The 21,327-nt window shown below is 62.2% G+C and carries 19 protein-coding genes and 1 tRNA gene; 4 read left to right on the top strand and 16 right to left on the bottom strand.

Features of this window, described 5'->3' with window-relative positions; genetic code table 11:
* Positions 1–174: 174 nt before the first annotated feature.
* Positions 175–2,043: a dihydroxy-acid dehydratase gene (gene ilvD / locus ACI3EV_RS03165; protein WP_337691426.1), complete on the top strand. Its 1,869-nt coding sequence runs from the start codon at positions 175–177 to the stop codon at positions 2,041–2,043.
* A gap of 74 nt (positions 2,044–2,117) precedes the next feature.
* On the opposite strand, the gene ACI3EV_RS03160 is transcribed toward ilvD, so the two are convergent.
* From ACI3EV_RS03160 to ACI3EV_RS03135, 6 genes are all read right to left on the bottom strand, one after another.
* Complete coding sequence (locus tag ACI3EV_RS03160) at positions 2,118–2,726, bottom strand: YigZ family protein (protein WP_329769939.1); 609 nt, start codon at positions 2,724–2,726, stop codon at positions 2,118–2,120.
* Between the two features lie 87 nt (positions 2,727–2,813).
* Positions 2,814–4,250: a solute carrier family 23 protein gene (locus ACI3EV_RS03155; protein WP_329769940.1), complete on the bottom strand. Its 1,437-nt coding sequence runs from the start codon at positions 4,248–4,250 to the stop codon at positions 2,814–2,816.
* A gap of 164 nt (positions 4,251–4,414) precedes the next feature.
* The gene (gene dtd / locus ACI3EV_RS03150) at positions 4,415–4,855 is read right to left on the bottom strand and encodes a D-aminoacyl-tRNA deacylase (protein WP_329769941.1); all 441 of its coding nucleotides are present in this window, start codon (positions 4,853–4,855) and stop codon (positions 4,415–4,417) included.
* The gene (locus ACI3EV_RS03145; protein ID WP_329769942.1) at positions 4,852–5,484 is read right to left on the bottom strand and encodes a DsbA family protein; all 633 of its coding nucleotides are present in this window, start codon (positions 5,482–5,484) and stop codon (positions 4,852–4,854) included. The genes dtd and ACI3EV_RS03145 overlap by 4 nt, the downstream gene beginning before the upstream one ends.
* Before the next feature lie 20 nt (positions 5,485–5,504).
* On the bottom strand, positions 5,505–5,753 hold the full coding sequence (locus ACI3EV_RS03140; RefSeq protein WP_329769943.1) for a DUF1289 domain-containing protein: 249 nt from the start codon (positions 5,751–5,753) through the stop codon (positions 5,505–5,507).
* Between the two features lie 38 nt (positions 5,754–5,791).
* On the bottom strand, positions 5,792–6,730 hold the full coding sequence (locus ACI3EV_RS03135; protein WP_329769944.1) for a hydroxymethylglutaryl-CoA lyase: 939 nt from the start codon (positions 6,728–6,730) through the stop codon (positions 5,792–5,794).
* Positions 6,731–6,866: 136 nt separating this feature from the next.
* On the opposite strand from ACI3EV_RS03135, the gene ACI3EV_RS03130 reads away from it, so the two are divergent.
* Positions 6,867–6,942, top strand: a tRNA-Lys gene (locus ACI3EV_RS03130).
* A gap of 51 nt (positions 6,943–6,993) precedes the next feature.
* Here the strand turns inward: ACI3EV_RS03130 and ACI3EV_RS03125 are convergent.
* The 9 genes from ACI3EV_RS03125 to ACI3EV_RS03085 form a co-directional block, all read right to left on the bottom strand.
* Positions 6,994–9,036: an acetyl/propionyl/methylcrotonyl-CoA carboxylase subunit alpha gene (locus ACI3EV_RS03125; RefSeq protein ID WP_337691433.1), complete on the bottom strand. Its 2,043-nt coding sequence runs from the start codon at positions 9,034–9,036 to the stop codon at positions 6,994–6,996.
* A 30-nt stretch (positions 9,037–9,066) separates the two neighbouring features.
* Complete coding sequence (locus ACI3EV_RS03120) at positions 9,067–9,804, bottom strand: DUF4126 domain-containing protein (protein WP_337691435.1); 738 nt, start codon at positions 9,802–9,804, stop codon at positions 9,067–9,069.
* A gap of 94 nt (positions 9,805–9,898) precedes the next feature.
* On the bottom strand, positions 9,899–10,681 hold the full coding sequence (locus tag ACI3EV_RS03115; RefSeq protein WP_337691437.1) for an enoyl-CoA hydratase/isomerase family protein: 783 nt from the start codon (positions 10,679–10,681) through the stop codon (positions 9,899–9,901).
* A 16-nt stretch (positions 10,682–10,697) separates the two neighbouring features.
* The gene (locus ACI3EV_RS03110; protein ID WP_337691440.1) at positions 10,698–11,567 is read right to left on the bottom strand and encodes an alpha/beta fold hydrolase; all 870 of its coding nucleotides are present in this window, start codon (positions 11,565–11,567) and stop codon (positions 10,698–10,700) included.
* 15 nt (positions 11,568–11,582) lie between these two features.
* Positions 11,583–13,205: a carboxyl transferase domain-containing protein gene (locus ACI3EV_RS03105; RefSeq protein ID WP_337691441.1), complete on the bottom strand. Its 1,623-nt coding sequence runs from the start codon at positions 13,203–13,205 to the stop codon at positions 11,583–11,585.
* Positions 13,206–13,223: 18 nt separating this feature from the next.
* On the bottom strand, positions 13,224–14,969 hold the full coding sequence (locus ACI3EV_RS03100; RefSeq protein WP_337691442.1) for an AMP-binding protein: 1,746 nt from the start codon (positions 14,967–14,969) through the stop codon (positions 13,224–13,226).
* A 154-nt stretch (positions 14,970–15,123) separates the two neighbouring features.
* A complete protein-coding gene (locus tag ACI3EV_RS03095) occupies positions 15,124–15,795 on the bottom strand; it encodes an HAD family phosphatase (protein WP_329769950.1) in 672 nt (223 codons plus the stop codon).
* Positions 15,792–16,229: a YchJ family metal-binding protein gene (locus tag ACI3EV_RS03090; protein ID WP_337691443.1), complete on the bottom strand. Its 438-nt coding sequence runs from the start codon at positions 16,227–16,229 to the stop codon at positions 15,792–15,794. Before ACI3EV_RS03090 ends, ACI3EV_RS03095 begins: the two co-directional genes overlap by 4 nt.
* A 37-nt stretch (positions 16,230–16,266) precedes the next feature.
* Entirely contained in the window at positions 16,267–16,965 is a 699-nt protein-coding gene (locus ACI3EV_RS03085) for a hypothetical protein (RefSeq protein WP_337691445.1), read from the bottom strand.
* A gap of 160 nt (positions 16,966–17,125) precedes the next feature.
* On the opposite strand from ACI3EV_RS03085, the gene ACI3EV_RS03080 reads away from it, so the two are divergent.
* Complete coding sequence (locus ACI3EV_RS03080; protein ID WP_337691446.1) at positions 17,126–17,758, top strand: hypothetical protein; 633 nt, start codon at positions 17,126–17,128, stop codon at positions 17,756–17,758.
* A gap of 219 nt (positions 17,759–17,977) precedes the next feature.
* Positions 17,978–20,875, top strand: coding sequence for a DUF3427 domain-containing protein (locus ACI3EV_RS03075; protein ID WP_337691447.1), 2,898 nt, complete (start codon positions 17,978–17,980; stop codon positions 20,873–20,875).
* 110 nt (positions 20,876–20,985) lie between these two features.
* Here ACI3EV_RS03075 and ACI3EV_RS03070 read toward each other — a convergent pair whose 3' ends face one another.
* Entirely contained in the window at positions 20,986–21,327 is a 342-nt protein-coding gene (locus ACI3EV_RS03070; RefSeq protein WP_337691448.1) for a type II toxin-antitoxin system RelE/ParE family toxin, read from the bottom strand.

Genomic DNA, 21,327 nt, shown 5'->3' with positions numbered 1-21,327 from the left:
TTTTATCCTTGAAAAAATTCTACCATTGTCAACAAGGGTATTCCATGAATCGAGCCAGCCAATGTCCTTTCCGGACCCCGTGCATCGCACTGCCCGTCGAGAAAGGGGTTTTGGCATAATCTCATTCCATGCCATGGCCGCTGCATGCCATGCACTGTTTACAAGGAATTTGCCGTGCCCAACTACCGCTCCAAGACCTCCACCCATGGCCGCAACATGGCCGGTGCCCGCGCCCTGTGGCGCGCCACCGGCATGACCGATGACGACTTCGGCAAGCCGATCATCGCCATTGCCAACTCCTTCACCCAGTTCGTGCCGGGCCACGTGCACCTGCATGACATGGGCCAGCTGGTGGCGCGCGAGATCGAGGCCGCAGGCGGCATCGCCAAGGAGTTCAACACCATCGCGGTAGACGACGGTATCGCCATGGGCCACAGCGGCATGCTGTACAGCCTGCCCAGCCGCGACCTGATCGCCGACAGCGTGGAATACATGGTCAACGCGCACTGCGCCGACGCGCTGGTCTGCATCAGCAACTGCGACAAGATCACCCCCGGCATGCTGATGGCCGCCATGCGCCTGAACATCCCGACCATCTTCGTTTCCGGTGGCCCGATGGAAGCCGGCAAGGTGATCGCGATTGCCAACGGCAACCAGGTCGAGCGCAAGCTGGATCTGATCGACGCCATGATCGAGGCCGGTGACGACAGCGTCTCCGACGAGGCCGTGGCCCAGGTCGAGCGCAGCGCCTGCCCGACCTGCGGCTCCTGTTCCGGCATGTTCACCGCCAACTCCATGAACTGCCTGACCGAGGCCCTTGGCCTGTCGCTGCCCGGCAACGGTTCGCTGCTGGCCACGCACGCGCTGCGCAAGGAACTGTTCCTGGAAGCCGGCCGCACCATCGTGGACCTGGCACGCCGCTACTACGAGCAGGACGATGCCAGCGTGCTACCGCGCAACATCGCCAGCAAGGCAGCGTTCGAGAACGCCATGAGCCTGGACATTGCGATGGGTGGCAGCACCAACACCATCCTGCACCTGCTGGCTGCTGCGACCGAAGCCGGCGTGGATTTCAAGATGGCCGATATCGACCAGCTCAGCCGCAAGGTGCCCTGCCTGTGCAAGGTGGCACCGGCCACACAGCAGTACCACATGGAAGACGTGCACCGCGCCGGTGGCGTGATGGCCATCCTGGGCGAACTGGACCGCGCCGGCCTGCTGCAGACCGATGTCAGCACCGTGCACGCGCCGACGCTGAAGGATGCGCTGCAGCAGTGGGACGTGATGGTGAATGCCGAGGGCAGCCCGGCACACCAGCGCTTCCTGGCCGCTCCGGGCGGCGTGCGCACCACGCAGGCCTTCAGCCAGAGCCGCCTCTACCCGCGCCTGGATACCGACCGCGCCAATGGCTGCATCCGCAGCAAGGAACACGCCTACTCGCTGGAAGGCGGCCTGGCGGTGCTGTTCGGCAACCTGGCCGAGCGCGGCTGCGTGGTCAAGACCGCCGGTGTCGATGAAAGCATCTGGAAGTTCACCGGCCGTGCCCGCGTGTTCGAGAGCCAGGACGAGGCGGTGGAAGCCATCCTGGGTGACCAGGTGGTGGCCGGCGATGTGGTGGTGATCCGCTACGAAGGCCCCAAGGGCGGCCCCGGCATGCAGGAAATGCTCTACCCGACCAGCTACCTGAAATCCAAGCACCTGGGCGCCGCCTGCGCCCTGCTGACCGATGGCCGTTTCTCCGGCGGCACCTCCGGCCTGTCCATCGGCCACGCCTCACCCGAAGCAGCCGAAGGCGGCGCCATCGGCCTGGTGGAAGAAGGTGACGCCATCGAGATCGATATCCCGAATCGCAGCATCCACCTGGCGGTATCCGACGCGGTACTGGCCGAGCGCCGCGCCGCCATGAACGCCAAGGGCAAAGGCAAGGCCTGGCGCCCGGTCAAGCGCGAACGCGTGGTGTCGGCCGCGCTGCGCGCCTACGCTGCCATGGCCACCAGCGCCGATACCGGTGCCGTGCGTGACGTGAGCCAGGTCGAGCACTGATGGACCTGCATGCGGCTGCAATATACATAGCCGCATGACCACTGCCTCGACGGCCCGCCCCTGGCGGGCCGTTGTCATTCCAGCGGCGTGACGTCCATCTGCCGCGTCTGCGCCCATGCTGCCAGGCAGGCATCGCGCTGCGCCAGCGGCACCGCCAGCGTCAGCACGCAGTCTTCCAGCAGCTCCTGCTGCAGCACCTCGGCCTGGTGCTGGCGCGCGATGCGCAAGGCGTCGCTCAGCACCGGGTAGCCGCATTGCAGGCGGTACAGCGCCCGCACCTCCTGCTCATGGATGCTGGCACCCGCCAGCGCATCGGCGGTGACGCTCTTGTAGGCCTGGATCAGGCCCGGCACACCCAGCAGCGTGCCACCAAAGTAGCGCACCACGACCACCAGCACCTGCGTCAGACCGGCGGAATCGATCTGGCCCAGGATCGGCCGGCCGGCGCTGCCGGAAGGCTCGCCATCGTCATTGGCGCGGTAGCGTGCGCCATCGGCACCCAGCCGCCAGGCGTAGCACCAGTGCACCGCCTTCGGATGGTCGGCGCGCAGCTGATCCAGCAGCGGCCTGATGTCGGCCTCGGACTGGATCGGCCAGCCATAGGCCAGGAAGCGGCTGCCCTTGTCCTTGAATTCGGCCTGTGCCGGCGCTGCCAGCGTGCGGTAGGAAGTGATCTCTGCCATGGGCTGATTATCGGCGCTGCGGGCGGACACAAAAAAACCGGAGCGGCTTGCGCCAGCTCCGGTTGCAGCGATTACTGGGCAGTCAGCTTATTGGCCGTTCTGCTTTTTGACCGGCATGCCGTGTTCGTCTGCTGCCTCAATGGAAGCGGTGTCGTCAGCCAGCATGCTCAGGCCGTCCTTCTTGCGCTGGGCCGCGTTCGGGCGCTCGATCAGCCAGTACAGCACCAGGCCGATCACCACCGCGTACACAGTCGCCTTGGCATCGGGCATGGCCAGGGTCACGGCCACGATGCCGGCGACGCCACGCTCGGCCGAGTTCTTCAGCTCTTCCATGCCCACCATGATGCAGATATAGGCCGTCAGCACCAGCGTCAGCGACAGTGCAATCGGCAGCACCGGCTTGAACACGCTCACCAGCGGCAACATGAACACGGCGATCAGGCCGGTGATCCAGAAGGTACCACCACCGGAATAGATCGAGTCCATGGACTTGCGACCCAGCGCATAGCGCTCAGCCAGCGTGGCATGCGCCGCCGTCCACAGCGGACCGGCCAGACCGGGCCAGGGTGCCAGCAGGGCATGCAGGCCATTGCGCAGCGCTGTCACCAGGTGGACACGCGTCACGTTCAGCTCGATCACCTCGTCCGTGCGCTGGTGATCCGCGCGCTTGCACAGGGCAAAGCCGACCAGGATGTCACCAAAGGCGATCACGTAGGCGATGATGGCAGTCGGAATCGCCAGCAGGAACATGTCGGCGCTCGGCATGCCGATGTCGCTGTTGAACACCAGGAAGTTCATCAGCAGACCAAAGTCGGGCTGGGTAATGCCCCACTCGATCTCGGGCAGCGGGTACTCGCCCACGATCCAGCCGATGATCATGGCGATGAACATGCCGGGGATCATGCCGAAGTTGGAGATCATCTTGGCAAAGCGGTTGTTCTCGACAATGTGCTTGAACGACAGCGAGAACAGGATGTAGGCCGACACGATACAGCCGATCAGCAGCGAGATCGGCGTAGCGTCGATACGGCCGCCCACTTTCAGCTCACCCATCATGGCTGCAATACCGGCACCGATGATGATGCCGGCCTTGAGCGAGTTCGGGATCAGCTTGACCAGCTTGTCGCCCAAGCCGGTCAGTCCCAGGAACAGGAAGATGATGAATACTTCCAGCTGCAGCGCGAACATGGCGCGCACCGCCTCCGGTCCGGGCTCAAAGTTCTGCAGGTACAGCAGCACCACCGGAATCGCCGGAGTGATCCAGCCAGGTACCAGCGGCACGCCCATCAGGGCCGGCAGCAGGTAGCCGATACCGGCGATGACACAGCCGGCCAGGGCGGCTTCATACGGCATGCCCAGATACTTGGTCAGCAGCGGGATCATGCCCAGGCTGACGACGAACATGAACAGGCCCTGCACCATTTCCGGGAATTCCCAGCGGTAGTGGATGAAGGGGAGTCGGATCTTGAAAGGGCCGGCTTTCCAGAAGGGATGCTCGGCACCATATGCGCGTTCAATGGCCATAAAGGTGTCCAATTGTTGTTGGTGTGACAAAGTACGGTTTTATACCGACAGTTGACGTCAGCGTCACGCAGGGTTTACCCTAGTGCGACTTTGTCATATGACAGCAACAGACATGAAAAACGCGGCCAGGGCCGCGCTGTTCGTGAGGCCTTTTGACCACGATGTCAATGCATCTCGAGCCAGATCGTCACCGGGCCATCGTTGACCAGTGCCACCTGCATGTCGGCACCGAAGATGCCGGTAGCCACCTGCGCATGCAGGGCTCTGGCACGTTGCACGCTGTAGTCGAACAGCGCCTGCCCCTGCGCAGCAGGCGCGGCAGCGGTAAAACTGGGCCGGTTGCCGCCGCTACAATCGGCGGCCAGCGTGAACTGGCTTACCAGCAACAGGCCGCCCTGCACATCCTGCACGCTGCGGTTCATCTTGCCGGCCTCGTCGGCAAAGATGCGCAGCTTGAGGATCTTGGCCAGCAACCGGTCTGCCACCGCCTCATCGTCCTGCGGTTCGGCACACAGCAGCACCAGCAGGCCACGGCCGATCTCGCCGGTGACTTGCCCCTCCACCGTGACGCTGGCCTGGCTCACGCGCTGCAGCAGGGCTTTCATGCGCCAGCGGCTCCGGGCTGGCGCGCCTGCACCGCCTCGCGCAGCAGCGGCAGGCTTTCCAGACCCCAGAACAGCTCGGCGGCGCCGCCCTCCTCTTCCGGCATCAGCACCAGCGTGGGCACGCCCCAGACGCCATGCGACAAGGCCTCCTCGCCGTTGGCGATCAGCTGCGCCTTGACTTCCGGGCTGGCCGGATCGCGTACCTCGGGCAGCAACCCGGTCAGCTGCTGCCAGGCCTGCTGTTGCAGCGCGGCATCATCCGCCACTGCACCAGCGCGCCAGATGCTATCGAACAGCGCGCCGCAGACCTGACGACCGGGCTCGCCTTGCGGGCTGGCGGCGAGCGCCATGCGCAGCCAGGGAAACGGTGCAAACGGGTGCTGCACCGGCCAGTCAAACGGCAGCCCCGCCTGCTCTGCCAGCCAGCGCGTGTGCTGGCGCGACCAGGCCATGCGCTGCGGCATGTCGACCGGCGCCGGCGTGCCATGCGCCTTCAGCAGGCCACCCAGCAGCACCGGGCGATAGCGCACCTGGTAGGCCAGGCCATCGAGTACCTTGGGAAGCTGATGGAAAGCCAGGCAGGCATAGGGCGAGACGAAATCGAAATAGAAGTGGATGACGGGCAGCATGGTCGGGTCTCCGTGAATGATCAGGATTGGCCGCGCTGCAGCAGCAGCTGCCAGAGCGCACGGCGCTCCTCGTCATCGTACAGCGACCAGGCCTGGATTTCATCGAGCGTGCGACGGCAGCCGCGGCACAGGCCGCTGCGCTCGTCGATCTGGCAGATATTGATACAGGGAGATGCCACCGGCGTACTGGCGATGGCGCAGGCGCCGCGTTGCGCGAAGGCCGCAGCCTCGGCTGCAGCGCCGGAAGAAGAACGGGGGGAAGAGGACATGGCGGGATTGTGCCGCACAAGCCCCCGTTCCGCTGGCGTCAGGCCTTGGCAGCCGACTCCGCCAGCATGGCGCGGCGGTTCAGGATGGCACGCGCCACGCGCGAGCTGTTGGGGCGCTCCAGGTAGTTGCTGATCATCTCGCCGGCGTCGATCAGGGCATCCAGGTCGATGCCGGTTTCGATGCCCATGCCGTGCAGCATGTAGACCACGTCTTCGGTGGCCACGTTGCCGGTGGCACCGCGCGCGTACGGGCAGCCACCCAGGCCGGCCACGGAGGTGTCGAACTGCCAGATACCCATCTGCAGCGCGGCCAGCGTGTTGGCCAGCGCTTGGCCATAGGTGTCGTGGAAGTGGCCGCTGACATCGTCGATGTCATAGTACTGCAGCGCGGCATCGATGGCGCGCTGCACGCGGATCGGGGTACCGACGCCGATGGTATCGGCCACGCCCACGTGCTGCACGCCAATATCCTTCATCAGGCGCGCCAGGTAGGCGACGCGCTCGGGAGCAATATCGCCCTCGTAGGGGCAGCCCACGGTGCAGGACATGGCGCCGCGCACCTTGATGCCGGCCGCCAGGGCGGCTTCGACCACCGGGGCAAAGCGCTCGATGCTCTCGCCGATCGAGCAGTTGATATTGCGCTGGCTGAAGGCCTCGCTGGCGGCACCAAACACCACGATTTCATCGGGCTTGCCGACCAGCGCCGCTTCCAGGCCCTTCATGTTGGGCACCAGCACCGAATAGCAGACGCCAGGACGGCGCGTGATGGCGTTCATCACCGCCTCGTTGTCGGCCATTTGCGGCACCCACTTGGGCGAGACGTAGCTGGTGGTTTCCAGCTTGCGCACGCCGGCATCGACCAGACGGCGGATCAGTTCGCTCTTGATCGCGGTCGGAACCTGGGTTTTTTCATTCTGCAGGCCGTCACGCGGCCCCACGTCCACAATCAGTACCTGGGAGGGGTAATCGAACGCCATGTCTGTCTGCTCCTGCTATCAGCTGCCTGCCGGCAAATGGGACTGTCCTGCATGCCGGATGCGTCAGATTGACAGCAATCTGCTGGCTACGCTACAAGACAAACCCGGGGATTTTCCGTTATACTTTCGCTCTTTCGGGCTCTTAGCTCAGTTGGTAGAGCAGCGGACTCTTAATCCGTTGGTCGTAGGTTCGAATCCTACAGGGCCCACCAAAATCACCGAAAAGCCTGCAAACATCAGCTGTTTGCAGGCTTTTTTCTTGCTTACGCCGTCTTCAGCGTCAGCAGCTCGTCGCCGTCCTGCACCTGGTCACCCGGTGCAAACATCAGCTCGACCACTTCGCCATCGGCCGGCGCCGCAATCGTGTGCTCCATCTTCATGGCTTCCATCACCGCCAGCGGCTGGCCCTTGGTCACCTTGTCGCCGGCCTTGACGGCAAACGACACCACCTTGCCCGGCATGGGCGCGGTCAGACGGCCGCCTTCGCTGCTTTCGCCGGAGTGGAACAGTGCATCGACCATGGTGATGCTGCTGGCGCCGCGCTGGCTGAACACGTTCAGCTCCTCGCCGTCCAGCCAGGCCTGCAGCGTCTGGCGGTCATCGCCATAGCGCACATCCATGCGGCCGTCATCACGTTCTTCCACGATCAGCGGACCTTCGGTCAGTACCTCGGGGTGCAGCGTGCCGTCCGGCTTGGCGATCACGATGTAGTACGTGCCATCGTGCTCGTAGCGCAGGTCGGCCTGCAGCGGCTCGCCCTTGTACATCAGTTCGAAATGGCGGCTGAAGCTGCCATAACCACGCCAGCCGTCGCGGCGGCTGAACGGATCCTTGCCCTGCAGCAGCTTGTTCTCGCTGAAGATGCGGTGGCCAATGGCAGCCGCCACGGTCATCGGCATGCCCAGCTTGTCCTGGCCGAACAGCGCATCGGCTTCACGCGGGATCAGCGCGGTGTCCAGCTTGGCCTGGCTGAAGGAATCGGTTGCCAGGATCTGGCGCAGGAACTGCACGTTGGTGGTCAGGCCGACGATGCGCATGTGGGCCAGCGCACCATCCAGACGCGCCAGCGCCTGCTCGCGGTCCTCGCCCCAGACGATCAGCTTGGCGATCATGGAGTCGTAGAACGGGCTGATGGCATCGCCTTCACGCACGCCGGAGTCGACACGGGCATCGGCGCGCTGGAAGTCCACGCTCCAGTCGGGCGTGCGGTAGACCTTGAGCGTGCCGGTGACCGGCAGGAAGTTGTTCTCCGGGTTCTCGGCGTTGATGCGCGCCTCGATCGCGTGGCCGCGCATTTCCAGCTCGTGCTGCTGCCTGGGCAGCGGCTCGCCGCTGGCGACGCGCAGCTGCCACTCGACCAGGTCCTGGCCGGTGATCGCTTCAGTCACCGGATGCTCCACCTGCAGGCGGGTGTTCATTTCCATGAAGTAGAACTTCATCTCTTCCGGCTTGTCATAGCCACCCGGCTGCTCGACGATGAATTCCACCGTACCGGCGCCGACGTAGTTGACGGCGCGGGCCGCGGCCACGGCGGCCTCGCCCATCTGCTGGCGCAGCTCGGGTGTCATGCCGGGAGCGGGCGCCTCTTCCAGCACCTTCTGGTGGCGGCGCTGCACCGAGCAGTCACGCTCGAACAGGTAGACGTAGTTGCCATGCGTGTCGCCAAACACCTGGATCTCGATGTGGCGCGGACGCAGCACGTATTTCTCGACCAGCACGGCGTCATCACCAAAGCTGTTGATCGCTTCGCGCTTGCAGGATTCGAGCGCGGAGGCGAAGTCTTCGGACTTCTCGACCAGGCGCATGCCCTTGCCACCGCCGCCGGCGCTGGCCTTGATCAGCACCGGGTAGCCAATGCGATCGGCCTCGCGGTGCAGCATCTCGGGATCCTGGTCGGCACCGTGGTAGCCCGGCACCAGCGGGACGCCGGCCTCTTCCATCAGGCGCTTGGATTCTGCCTTCAGGCCCATCGCCTGGATGGCGCTGGCCGGCGGGCCGATGAAGACCAGGCCGGCATCGGCACAGGCCTGGGCAAATTCGTCGTTCTCGCTCAGGAAGCCGTAGCCGGGGTGGATCGCCTCGGCACCGCGCGACTTGGCGGCGTCGATGATGCGCTGCCACTGCAGGTAGCTGTCCTTGGGCGCACTGCCACCGACGTGCACGGCCTCGTTGCACAGCTGCACGTGCTTGGCGCGGGCATCGGCATCGGAATACACGGCCACGGTCTGCACGCCCATGCGACGTGCGGTAGAAGCCACGCGGCAGGCGATTTCGCCACGGTTGGCAATCAGGATTTTCTTGAACATGGTCTTGTCTCCTTGGTTTTCAGAAGGGCCTTACAGCACCTGGATATCGGGGTCCTGCGCGCCAAACCAGCTCTTGAGGCGGCGTATGGCGCGGCGCAGGTAACGGATGAGTAAAAAAGTGACCAGCAGCATCAGCACGACGGCAATCGCCAGCACCACGGCAAACAGCAGCGGATAGGCGGTTGCCAGCCAGACAATACCGATCACCAGCCCGTCCTCGGCAAAGCTCGCCGCCACGTTGCTGAACGGTTCGGGCGAGGTATTGATGGCAGCGCGCGTAGTAGTCTTGGCCGCCTGGCTGGTCGCCGCCAGCGTGCCGCCCAGAATCGTGGCCACCAGCGTCATGGTGCCGCCATCGGCGCCAAACACGCTGCCCGCCAGCGCCGCACCCGCAGGAATGCGGATCACGCTGTTGGCCAGATCCCAGATGCTGTCCAACCCCGGGATCTTGTCGGCAAAGAATTCCATGAACAGCATGAAGCAGCTGGCGGCGAGCACGACCGGACTTTGCAGCATGTGCATGCTCTCGGGCAGTGGCACCCAGCCAAGCAAGCCGATCAGGCCGGTGATGAACACCACCGCATACAAGCGGAAGCCGCTGGCCCAGCCAAGCGCGCCGGCCAGCGCCAGCATGCCGGTCAGGTCCATGGTGCCCAGCGCCCGCCCGGCGACCGCTCCGGCCGAGTGGCCGGCATCGCCCAGCACCGCGCTGGTCTGCTGCAGAAAGGGTAACCATTGCTGGAACCATTGCGTCAAGGTCTCGATCATTCCGTTCTCCTGGCATTGCGTCAGCACCCATGGTACGACTGCATGGCAGGACTGCCATCAGCGCACATGCCGGGAAAACGGTACTTTGTCATGCTCAGGCGCCCAGCCAGGACGGCTTGCGCTTCTGCAGGAAGCTCTGCACGCCTTCGCGGCCTTCGTCGCTGGCACGGATGTCGGCGATGCCAGCCACGGTGGATGCGATCAGGGCGGCATCGATCTCGCGCTCGGCCACGTCCTGCACCAGGCGCTTGCAGGCCTTGACCGCGGCCGGGCTGGCACTGACCAGCGCCTTGGCAATTTCGGCAACCTTGGCTTCCAGCTGGTCGGCCGGCACCACGGCGTGGACAAAACCGATGCGATGCGCCTCGGCAGCGTCGAAACGCTCGGCGGTCAGGAACCAGCGGTGCGAAGCGCGCGCGCCCATGGCACGGATCACGTAAGGGCTGATGGTGGCCGGGATCAGGCCGAGCCTGACTTCACTCAGGCAGTAGAAGGCGGTATCGACGCTAACTGCCATGTCGCAGGCTGCCACCAGGCCCATGCCACCGGCATAGACATCGCCCTGCACCTGCGCGATCACCGGCTTGGAGCAGGCATAGATCACGCGAAGCATTTCGGCCAGCTTGCCGGCGTCCTGCAGGTTTTCGTCACGCGTGTAGTCGGCCATGCGGCGCATCCAGTTCAGGTCGGCGCCGGCGCAGAAAGCCGGGCCTTGCGCCGCCAGCACTACCACGCGCACATCGCTGCGCTGGTCCAGTTCGGTGAAGGCCTGCGTCAGTTCGGCGATGACCTCGTCATTGAAGGCATTGCGCACGTCGGGGCGCGACAGCGTCAGGGTGGCGATATGGCCGTCAACAGCCAGGGTGAGAGCAGACATGGAGTCTCCGGGATGATCAGGGTCGGCTGGCGGCGGGCAAGCGGTTCAGGAACCGGTTGACCTGCGGCTGCCAGACCGACGGGAAATGGGTAAACAGGGTGTGGCCGTCCTGGCCCACGGCACGCGTCTGCACGAACTCGCCCACGCCACCGATGCGCGTGTAGGCGGCAAACCACTGGCGCGGCACCTCCTGGCCCAGGTAGCGGTCATTGGGCGCATACAGCCACAGCGTGGGCATGCGGTTGTGCAGTCCCTGCTGGCGCAGCTGCTGTGCCAGCGGGAAGGTGGAACAGGGCTGGCCCGGTCGTGCCACCGGATCGGCACCGGCACCGCCGGAGAAATTGATCACGGCGGCCACGCCCTTGGGGCGCATGGCGGCGGCTTCGAGCGAGGCGATCGCACCGTAGGAGTGGCCGACCAGCAGCGTGCCGTCACGGCGCACCTGCGGCTGCTGCTGCACGGCATCAACCACGGCCAGGATCTGCGTGGCGGCGGCGCGGAAGCCCGGGCCGTATTCACGTCGATCACAGTTGCCGGAGGCCTCGACATCCGCGCCACCCGTCACGCCGTAGCCAATGCGCGTGGGCACCGCCACCACATAGCCTTTCTGCGCCAAATAGCGCGCAGCAGCGCCGTAATGGGCTCGCCCCATGCCGGTCTGCCCAGCACGCGTGGCCGGACGGCCATGGCTGATCACGGCCAGCGGCAAGGCGCCGCGCCGGGCATCGTCACGGAACACGGTGACCTGCAGCGCACGCTGCACCACCTGGCCGGCACGATCCGTCACCTGCACCGGCACCTGGGTGCGGGTTTCGACCACGCGCGCCTGTGCCGCCGATGCCAGCAGCAGCGCGCACAGGGCGAGGGGCAGGTGACGACGCAGCACGATCGCTCTCCGTCCTTACATGCGGAAGATACCGAACTTCGGCTCTTCGATCGGGGCGTTGTAGGCGGCAGACAGGCCCAGCGCCAGCATGCGGCGCGTATCGGCCGGATCGATGATGCCGTCGTCCCACAGGCGCGCGCTGGCGTAGTAGGGATGGCCCTGGTCTTCGTACTGCTGGCGGATCGGGGCCTTGAAGGCCTCCTCTTCCTCGGCGCTCCACTGACCGCCCTTGGATTCGATACCGTCACGGCGCACCGTGGCCAGCACGCTGGCAGCCTGCTCGCCGCCCATCACGGAGATGCGGGCGTTGGGCCACATCCACAGGAAGCGCGGGCTGTAGGCGCGGCCGCACATGCCGTAGTTGCCGGCACCAAAGGAGCCGCCGATCACCACGGTGAACTTCGGCACGTTGGCGGTGGCCACGGCCGTCACCATCTTGGCGCCGTGGCGCGCAATGCCCTCGTTCTCGTACTTGCGGCCGACCATGAAGCCGGTGATGTTCTGCAGGAACACCAGCGGGATCTTGCGGTGGCAGCACAGCTCGATGAAGTGGGCGCCCTTCTGCGCGCTCTCTCCGAACAGGATGCCATTGTTGGCAATGATGCCGACCTTCATGCCCTCGATACGGGCAAAACCGCACACCAGCGTGGTGCCGAAGCGGGCCTTGAACTCGTCCAGCTCGGAATCGTCCACGATGCGGGCGATGATCTCGCGCACGTCAAACGGCTTGCGCGTGTCGGTCGGGATGATGCCGTACAGCTCCTTGGCGTCGTAGCGCGGCGGCTTCGGCTCGGCGTACTGCGGCAGCGGCTGCTTCTGGTGGTTCAGGTTGTCGACGATGCTGCGCGCCAGTGCCAGCGCATGGGTGTCGTTCTGCGCCAGGTGGTCGGCCACGCCGGACAGGCGCGTGTGCACATCACCACCGCCCAGGTCTTCGGCCGTCACCACTTCACCGGTTGCAGCCTTCACCAGCGGCGGGCCACCCAGGAAAATCGTGCCCTGGTTCTTCACGATGATGGTCTCGTCGCTCATCGCCGGTACGTAGGCACCGCCAGCGGTACAGGAACCCATCACCACGGCGATCTGGGCGATGCCCAGCGCACTCAGGTTGGCCTGGTTGAAGAAGATGCGGCCAAAGTGGTCGCGATCCGGGAACACCTCGTCCTGGTTCGGCAGGTTGGCACCGCCGCTGTCCACCAGATAAATGCAGGGCAGATGGTTCTGCTGGGCGATTTCCTGGGCGCGCAGGTGCTTCTTCACCGTCATCGGGTAGTAGGTACCGCCCTTCACGGTAGCGTCGTTGCAGACGATCATGCAGTCCACGCCGGAGACGCGGCCAATGCCGCAGATCACGCCGGCGCCCGGCGCGGAATCGCTGCCGTCACGGTCCGGATACATGCGGAAGGCAGCCATCGGCGCGATTTCCAGGAAAGGCGTACCCGGATCGAGCAGCATTTCCACGCGCTGGCGCGGCAGCAGCTTGCCACGCGCCACATGCTTGTCACGCGCGGCTTCGGGGCCGCCCAGGGCAATCTGCTCGACGCGGGCGCGCAGGTCATCGACCACGGCCTGCATGGCGGCGGCGTTGGCCTGGAAATCTGCCGAACGGGCATTGAGTTTGGAAACAATCACTGGCATCGAAATTCTCCTGGAGGCTTACGCCGTCTTCTGCTCATTCAGGTTGAGCTCTTCCTTCATCAGTTCGCGAATCTTGAACTTCTGGATCTTGCCGGTCACCGTCATCGGGAACTCGGTCACGAAGCGCATGTACTTGGGCACCTTGTAGTGGGCGATCTGGCCCTTGCAGAACTCGCGGATCTGCTCTTCGTCGAGCTCCTGACCGGGCTTGGAAATGATCCAGGCGCACAGCTCCTCGCCAAAGCGCTCGTCGGGCACGCCAACCACCTGCACATCCTGCACCTTGGGGTGACGGTAGAGGAATTCCTCGATTTCGCGCGGGTAGACGTTCTCGCCGCCGCGGATCACCATGTCCTTGATGCGGCCGACGATCTTGACGTAGCCCTCCTCGTCCATGGTGGCCAGGTCACCGGTGTGCATCCAGCCGTCTGCGTCGATCGCTTCCTGCGTCTTGACCGGATCGTTCCAGTAACCGTGCATCACCGAATAGCCCCTGGTGCAGAACTCGCCGGTTTCGCCGCAAGGCACGACCTCGCCGGTTTCCGGGCTGACAATCTTGATCTCCAGGTGCGGCTGCACCTGGCCCACGGTGGATACGCGACGCTCCAGCGGCGTGTCCATGCCGCTCTGGCAGCTCACCGGGCTGGTTTCCGTCATGCCGTAGGCAATCGTCACCTGCGACATGTGCATCTCGCCCACCACACGCTTCATCACCTCGATCGGGCACGGCGATCCGGCCATGATGCCGGTGCGCAGCGTGGACAGGTCGAACTCCTGGAAGCGCGGGTGGTCCAGCTCGGCGATGAACATGGTGGGCACGCCGTGCAGCGCGGTACAGCGCTCTGCCTGCACCGTTTCCAGCACCAGCAGCGGATCAAAGGCATCGTTCGGGTAGACGACGCAGGCACCGTGCGTCATGCAGGCCAGGTTGCTCATCACCATGCCAAAGCAGTGGTACAGCGGCACCGGGCAGCACAGACGGTCCTGGTCGGTCAGGCCGATGCACTCGCCCACCAGATAGCCGTTGTTGAGGATGTTGCGGTGCGTCAGCGTGGCGCCCTTGGGGAAGCCGGTGGTACCGCTGGTGAACTGGATGTTGATCGGATCGGTGTTGGTCAGCGTCTTCTGGATCGCCGCCACTTCGGCATCGTCCGCATCACCACGCCCGATCCACTCGCTGAAACGGCGCATGCCGGGGATGTCCTCGCCCTGCCCCGGCTCATCGATCCAGATGATGCCGCGCAGGTGCGGCAGCCTGGACAGCGCCAGCATGCCCGGATGACAGTTCGGCAGCTCGGGAGCCAGTTCCTGCAGCATGCCGATGTAGTTGCTGGTCTTGAAGCTCGGCATGGTGATCAGGGCCTTGCACGCGACCTTGTTGAGCGCGTACTCGACCTCGGCCACGCGGTAGGCCGGGTTGATGTTGACCAGGATGATGCCGACCTTGGCCGTAGCCACCTGGGTGATCAGCCATTCGGCATTGTTGTGCGACCACAGGCCGACGCGATCGCCCTTGGTCAGGCCGCTGCGCAGCATGGCGCTGGCCAGCTGGGTGGCCTTCTGCTGCAGTTCGCGGTAGGTCAGGCGGATGCCCTGGTGGCGGCTGACCAGTGCCTCGTGATCCGGGTAACGTTTGGCAATCGCATCAAAGTGGTCGCCAATCGTGGTTTCCAGCAGGGCTGGCGTGGTCGCGCCACGGTCGATACTGCTGGTCAGCAGTGCAGAGCGGGTTGGCACGGCAGTGTGCTGCGTGTCGGCGGTCATGGCTGGTCTCCTCGGTGGTGGTGTGTTCAGTAGCCTACCTGTACGCGTGATCTTGATGTCACGTTTACGTAAACGTCAATTCAAGATTCTAGCCAGCCACCCCGGGATTGGCGACCCCCGAATCGCAGGATTCAGGGTAAGCCCCAATACGAAATCAGTGCAGCCAGTCGCTGATCTGCGACAACTCCGAGACCACGGCAAAAGCACCCGCCTGCAACAGGGCTTCAGCCGTTACCACCGGGTTGTGCGGACAGGCATAGCCTACCACCCGCGCCCCGGCCGCGGCACCGGCTCTAACCCCAGTCACGCTGTCCTCGATCACCAGACACTCCCCTGCCGGCACCTGCAGCTGCTGCATGGCTGCCAGATAGATATCAGGGTACGGCTTGCTGCGCGCAAACTCGTGGCCGCTGAAGATGCAGTCGGCGCGGAACCAGTCGGTCAGGCCGGTCAAGGCCAGTTGCAGCTTGATCTTGTTGCGGTCGGCGCCAGACACGCAGGCGATCTGGCCTTGTGTGTGGGCGTGCGCCAGCCGCACCAGCTCGGGCGCACCCGCCACCGGCTGCAGCTGCGCGCGCAAGGCCACATCGCGCGCGGCCCAGAAGCCGTGCAGCCACTCGGTAGTGAAAGGCTGGCCGGTTTCGCGCTCGATGCGCGCCGCCTCGTCGCGCGTGGCCTTGCCGACGAAAATTTGCATGCATTCCTGCAGCGTCAGCTTCCAGCCGCGCTCTTCGAGCAGATCCCGCAGCACGCCCATGGTCAGCGGCTCGCTGTCCACCAGCACGCCATCGCAATCGAACAGCACGGCGGCGAAGCGCTGCGTCACAGCTGCTCTCCGTCCACGTAGATCCAGCGTGACATTTCGCCGTCTTCCAGCCGGACAAAGCGGCTGCGTTCGTGCATGCGCTCGGCGCGGCCGTTGACGCGCCAGCGCGCGACGAATTCGACTTCAGCGTGTTCGGCATCGATCAGCTGGTGGTCCTTGACCTCCAGCCCCAGCCATTGCACGCCCTGCTCCGGCTCCAGCATGTCCGGGCGCTTGTCGCGCTGCCAGGTGGCCAGCAGGTAGGCGGTGCGGCCCTGCACAAAGGCGGTATAGCGCGATCGCATCAGGCTTTCGGCATCAGGCGCCGGCAGGTCCATGAAGTTCTCGATATAGCGGCCACAGCATTCACCGCCCGTCAGGGGCTGCTGTTTCGGGGACAGGCGGCCGCAGGGGCACGGTGCCTGCAGCCAGTCGGTATTCTTGCGTTTGCTCACGGGGTAATCGCTCAGGAAATCAGGTTGCGGAATAGGCTTATTTTGCCAGCCGGGGCGCATCGATATGGAATACGCAGCGTCCCCGGAAGCTGGCCGGCGGCTGCCAGCGCTTGCCGCCCTGTACCCGCACCTGCTCGATGCCGAAACGGCGCATCATGTCCAGGCTGTAGCTCCAGCCGATGCAATCACGGTAGCGGGCAAACTCCGGCCGCTGGCCCCAAGTGGTGCTGGCCTGATCGACGCCAATGCGCTGGAAGAAGGCACGCTCCAGCGGCGCCACGCGCTGCACATAGTTTTGGTACTGCTGGCGCGCCTCGGGCGGGATGCTGTCAGCCATGTCCTGCAGCACGCCGCCATGCCAGCCCAGCAGGCTGTGGCGCTGCAGCAGCTTGCGCTGGCCGGCCGGAAACACGTAGTTGGCACAGGAGGAGAGACAAACATCGCGCACCTCCACATCCATGCCGTGTTGCGCCAGCACATCGCCCAGTGCCATGCCCAGTTCCACATCGCCACCACGCGAGCTGATGGACAGCGTATGCGCGCCACGCGCGGCATGGAAACGCACATGCTGTATCGCATCGGCATCCATATAGCCATCGTAATGGACGGTATCGCCCATGCGCCAGACCGTGGCGGGGGCCTCCTGCTGTGCCTGGGCCGGCCATGCGGACAGGCCCAGCAGGGTCGTCAGCACGCAAGCGGTGACACGGACCAGGCCGCTGTCACGGCCTTGCAAGAGTGAGGGAAGATGATAGCCAAGTATGCCTGCATCTTAGCGGCACGGGCGCTGCGCGCTACGGTTGCAATTCCCTGTTTCTGCTTACACCTTGCCGCTTGAAGCTGCCCAAAATAGCAGCATCTGTACATCATTACCACAGCAGTCAGAGGATCGCCTCATGGATCAGAACCAACAACCTATCACTCCCGCCTCGCAGCCCGAGCAGGACGACGTGCAAGCCCTGCGTGACCGCGTGCGCCAGCTGGAAGAAGAACTGGCCCGCAAGCAGGCCCAGGCCGATGCCCGCCCCCACGCCGAGGTACCACCGCAGCAGACCCAGCAGGAACAGCACGCCTTTGTGCGCGACATGGTGTCCCGCATGAACGATGTGGATCGCACTGCCCTGCACGACTGGGCCGCGCGCCTGCTGCAACTGCGCCAGTCTGGCGACACCCTGTTGAACAAGGCCAGTCAGGCCCTGAGCGCCACCCTGAACAACAAGGCCGCCCTGCCCAGCATCAAGCTGCTGGCGCGTGAAGCCAAGCGCCGCGCCTGGGACCAGCAAGGCACCGGCGGCCGCGTGGCAGTGGGTGCCGGCCTGATCGCCGCGCTGATGATGGGACCAGGTGCGATCCTGGTCGCTACCGCCGGTGTGGCAGCAGGCTTTCCGCTGTGGACCGTGTTTGGCAATGGCGGGACGCTGCTGCAGGCAGTGGTTGATGCCACCAGCGGGCCTGCGGGCTCGACTGCGCCGGTGCAGCAGGTGCCGGTGACGGTGGTGGATCCGGAGGATCAGCAGCCGCCGGTGTGATGGTTCGCCTTGCCCAGTGACAGGAATGCCCGCAGTTGCGGGCATTTTTTATTGGAGAACTGCCAAGGCTAGTCCGCAACTCGTAGAGTGGCTTACAGCGTGCTACATTCATCCTCATCGCATCGCCACTAGTACACCGACACTCCTACGGCGAATATTGCCAGTACGTGACAGGCCCTCCATCCAAAGCGCTTGTCGTGTTCATCCAATTTCCAAATCATGACAGATTCGCCCCAAGTTGCGGAAGACGTAGAACCCTGCCCTATCTGCCAATCACAAAGTGGGGTATTTGCTGTTCCCCGCCATACCGCCAAATGGTCTGAACTTTCGATTATCGAGCAGTCGGCCATATTACAGATGATCAGCGACGCTCTAGCATCTGGAGGCACTGACTTTCATGCGTCAGAGGAGCACGGGCACTTCCACTTCCAGCTGAACCGCACACTCACACCAGCCCCAAAACTCAGTACCGGAAGCAATGATCCATTACTCCCTCTTGTTACTGAAGGCTTGGATCGTGCGGACAGTGTTGACCTAGCCGTTGCATTCGCGATGAGCTCTGGCGTGCAATTGTTAGAACCCTGGCTTCGGGACTTGCTACAACGAGGTGGGCATCTACGCATCATCGTTGGGGATTATTTAGACATCACAGAGCCTGAGGCGCTACAGCGTTTGATGGACTTAGATGGCGCAAGACTCTATATATTTGAAGCAAGCGGTAGTAGCTTTCACCCTAAGACCTGGCTATTTCGCGCAAAACAGCAACATGGATCCGTGATTGTAGGTAGCTCTAATCTTTCTAAGACAGCACTAACCACTGGTGTGGAATGGAATTTGCATACCGAAAATGCTACTGATGAAGTTGCCGCCGCTTTTGATACCCTACTTGCACACCCCAACGTCAAAATACTGACCAACAGCTGGATTGAGCAATACATCGCCAGAAGACAGAGCAGCTCTCTCAAAACTATTGCACAAAAAATAATTGCTGACGAACCTTTACCAGCAGCGGTGCACCCCCACCACATTCAAGAAGAGGCACTGAGTGCCTTAAAGGACTCTCGTGCGCGAGGGCAACGTGCAGGCTTAGTGGTGCTTGCAACCGGTCTAGGAAAAACATGGCTTGCCGCCTTTGACAGCCTCTCTTTCCATCGTATCTTATTCGTGGCGCATAGAGAAGAAATTCTCAATCAAGCCATCAATTCCTTCAGGCGTATCAGACCTGATTCCAGTATAGGTCGCTACAACGCTAGCCACAAAGATATGCATGCAGACATAGTTTTTGCATCCGTCCAAACCATCGGGAAACAAAGTCACTTAAGAAATTTCCCTAGCAACAGCTTTGACTATATCGTAGTAGATGAGTTTCACCATGCCGCAGCCAGTAGCTACTTAAATTTACTAAACCATTTTTCACCCCAATACCTGCTTGGACTAACAGCTACCCCTGATCGTACTGATGGCGCCGACCTACTTCCTCTCTGTGACAACAATCTAGTTTATCAATGCGACTTATTTGAAGGCATTGATGCAAACCTGCTGGCCCCCTTCCATTATTTTGGCGTTCCAGATGAGGTTGATTACGGTCAAATACCGTGGCGCTCAAACCAATTTGATCCTGACGCTTTGGATGCAGCCTTGGCAACCGAGGCCAGAGCAGCCAATGCCTTAGATCAATTTCGCAAGCATCGTCAAGGACCTGCCATCGGTTTTTGCTGTTCAGTGCGGCATGCGAAATTTATGTCGCAATTCTTTCAATCCCATGGTATAGATGCAGTCGCTGTACACTCGGGGGCTGATTCTGCCCCTAGGACCACATCGTTGGAAAAATTGGGGCGTGGGGAAATTGATATTATTTTTTCTGTTGACATGTTTAACGAAGGCGTGGACGTACCCAATATCGGCACTGTCATCATGCTACGCCCTACAGAAAGTGCAATTATTTGGCTACAACAGTTAGGACGCGGCCTCAGGAAAGTGGAGGGCAAAACTCTACAAGTGATTGACTACATTGGAAATCACAGAATTTTCCTAACAAAGCTACGTGCTCTCCTAAGTGCAGGGCCAGGCGATCGCTCATTAAGCGTTAAACTTGATCAAGTGTTAAACGGCACTCTTCCGTTGCCAGCCAATTGCCATGTCACTTACGATCTCAAAACCATAGAAATCCTTCGCGAGCTATTGCAACCGAAACCATATACTGCAGACTTGGAAGCACAATACAAAGACTACCATCTACGTCATGGAAAACGCCCAACTGCCACGCAAGTAGCCAACATGGGTTTCGACCCCATCAACAATGGTCACGGCGGTTGGTTTGACTTTGTGCGCGACATGGGTGACTCTGTAGATGCCACAGCTTATCGGCATATTCTCAGCTTAATTCGCCAATTGGAGCGCGACAAAGTAATTCCCGAAGTTGCTATTTCAGCACTACTCAGCTTAAATCCATACCATCCTGCCACCAGCATTGGTTTAGAATTTTGGCGTGACAGCCCATTTTTACGTCGCAAAGGTGATGGCCTAGCCCTCACTCACCCGGATCCACGAGGCGCTGCTACAGGCATGCTTTTAGAGCTCGCAGAATGGCGTGCCAATTCTAGCGAGCGCAACACCAACAGAGAGCCCACTAACACGAACCCCAGCGGCGCCCTGACTTTATGGAGAGAATATCCTCGCGAAGAAATACCAGCATTCTTCGGCACCAGCTTCAATCCTGGCAACTGGAATGCAGGTATTGTCCGTACCGGCAACACGCTTATTTTATTAACCACCCTTAACAAAGGCTCTCTTTCAAGCGGCAACGAATACGAAGATCACTTCCATGATGCCTACAGCATGCAATGGCAGAGTCAAAATCAAACTCGAAAAGACAGCTTGATAGGACGAATACTCAATGGCACGGAGAGCAATACAGTTGTTCACCTCTTTGTCCGATTTAATAAATTAAGGAATGGCAAGGCCGCCCCATTTATTTACTGCGGCACACCCCTATTTGTTTCTTGGAATGGTGAACGGCCAATTACGGTCCAGTGGCAACTTGAAAAGCCTATTCCTCGCCATCTGTGGCCTGTATTTGACATCTCTGAGGATCGCGTTTCCAACAAGGATTCATAGTTTTATTAATTAGTCACTAGCTTTGCTACTGTAGGCACGGTTCATGCTATCTGTCCCAGTTGATGCTTGCATGTCAAATCAGATGCATGCCTACATGATCAAGGTGTCATCTACAAAGTAGCCCCCAGCAAGCGCCGCTGCAACAGCCCCTGCATATCCCTGCGCCCATCCACCACCAGATACACCACCACACGCTGTGACTCGGTGATCCGATAGATGCAACGCCAGGGCTTGAACAAGAGCTGGCGGTACTCTCGGATTCCCAATGCAAGCAATTCCTTGGGAATACTGCCGCGTTCTGGCATGTGCTCCAGGCTGGCAAGCACCTCTGACAATTGATCCAGAACCCGTTCCGCGTTGGCAGGACAGTCGTGCTCGGCGATGTAGCCGATGATCGCCTCCAGATCCTGCTCTGCGCCTGGAGTCAGGACCACCTCATAGTGATTGGCCAT

The organism is Allobrachymonas wangyanguii (assembly GCF_045055315.1).
Taxonomy (GTDB): Bacteria; Pseudomonadota; Gammaproteobacteria; order Burkholderiales; family Burkholderiaceae_C; genus Brachymonas; species Brachymonas wangyanguii.
Note: the sequence above shows the minus strand (reverse complement) of the source record. Positions and strands in the feature narration are given on the sequence as shown.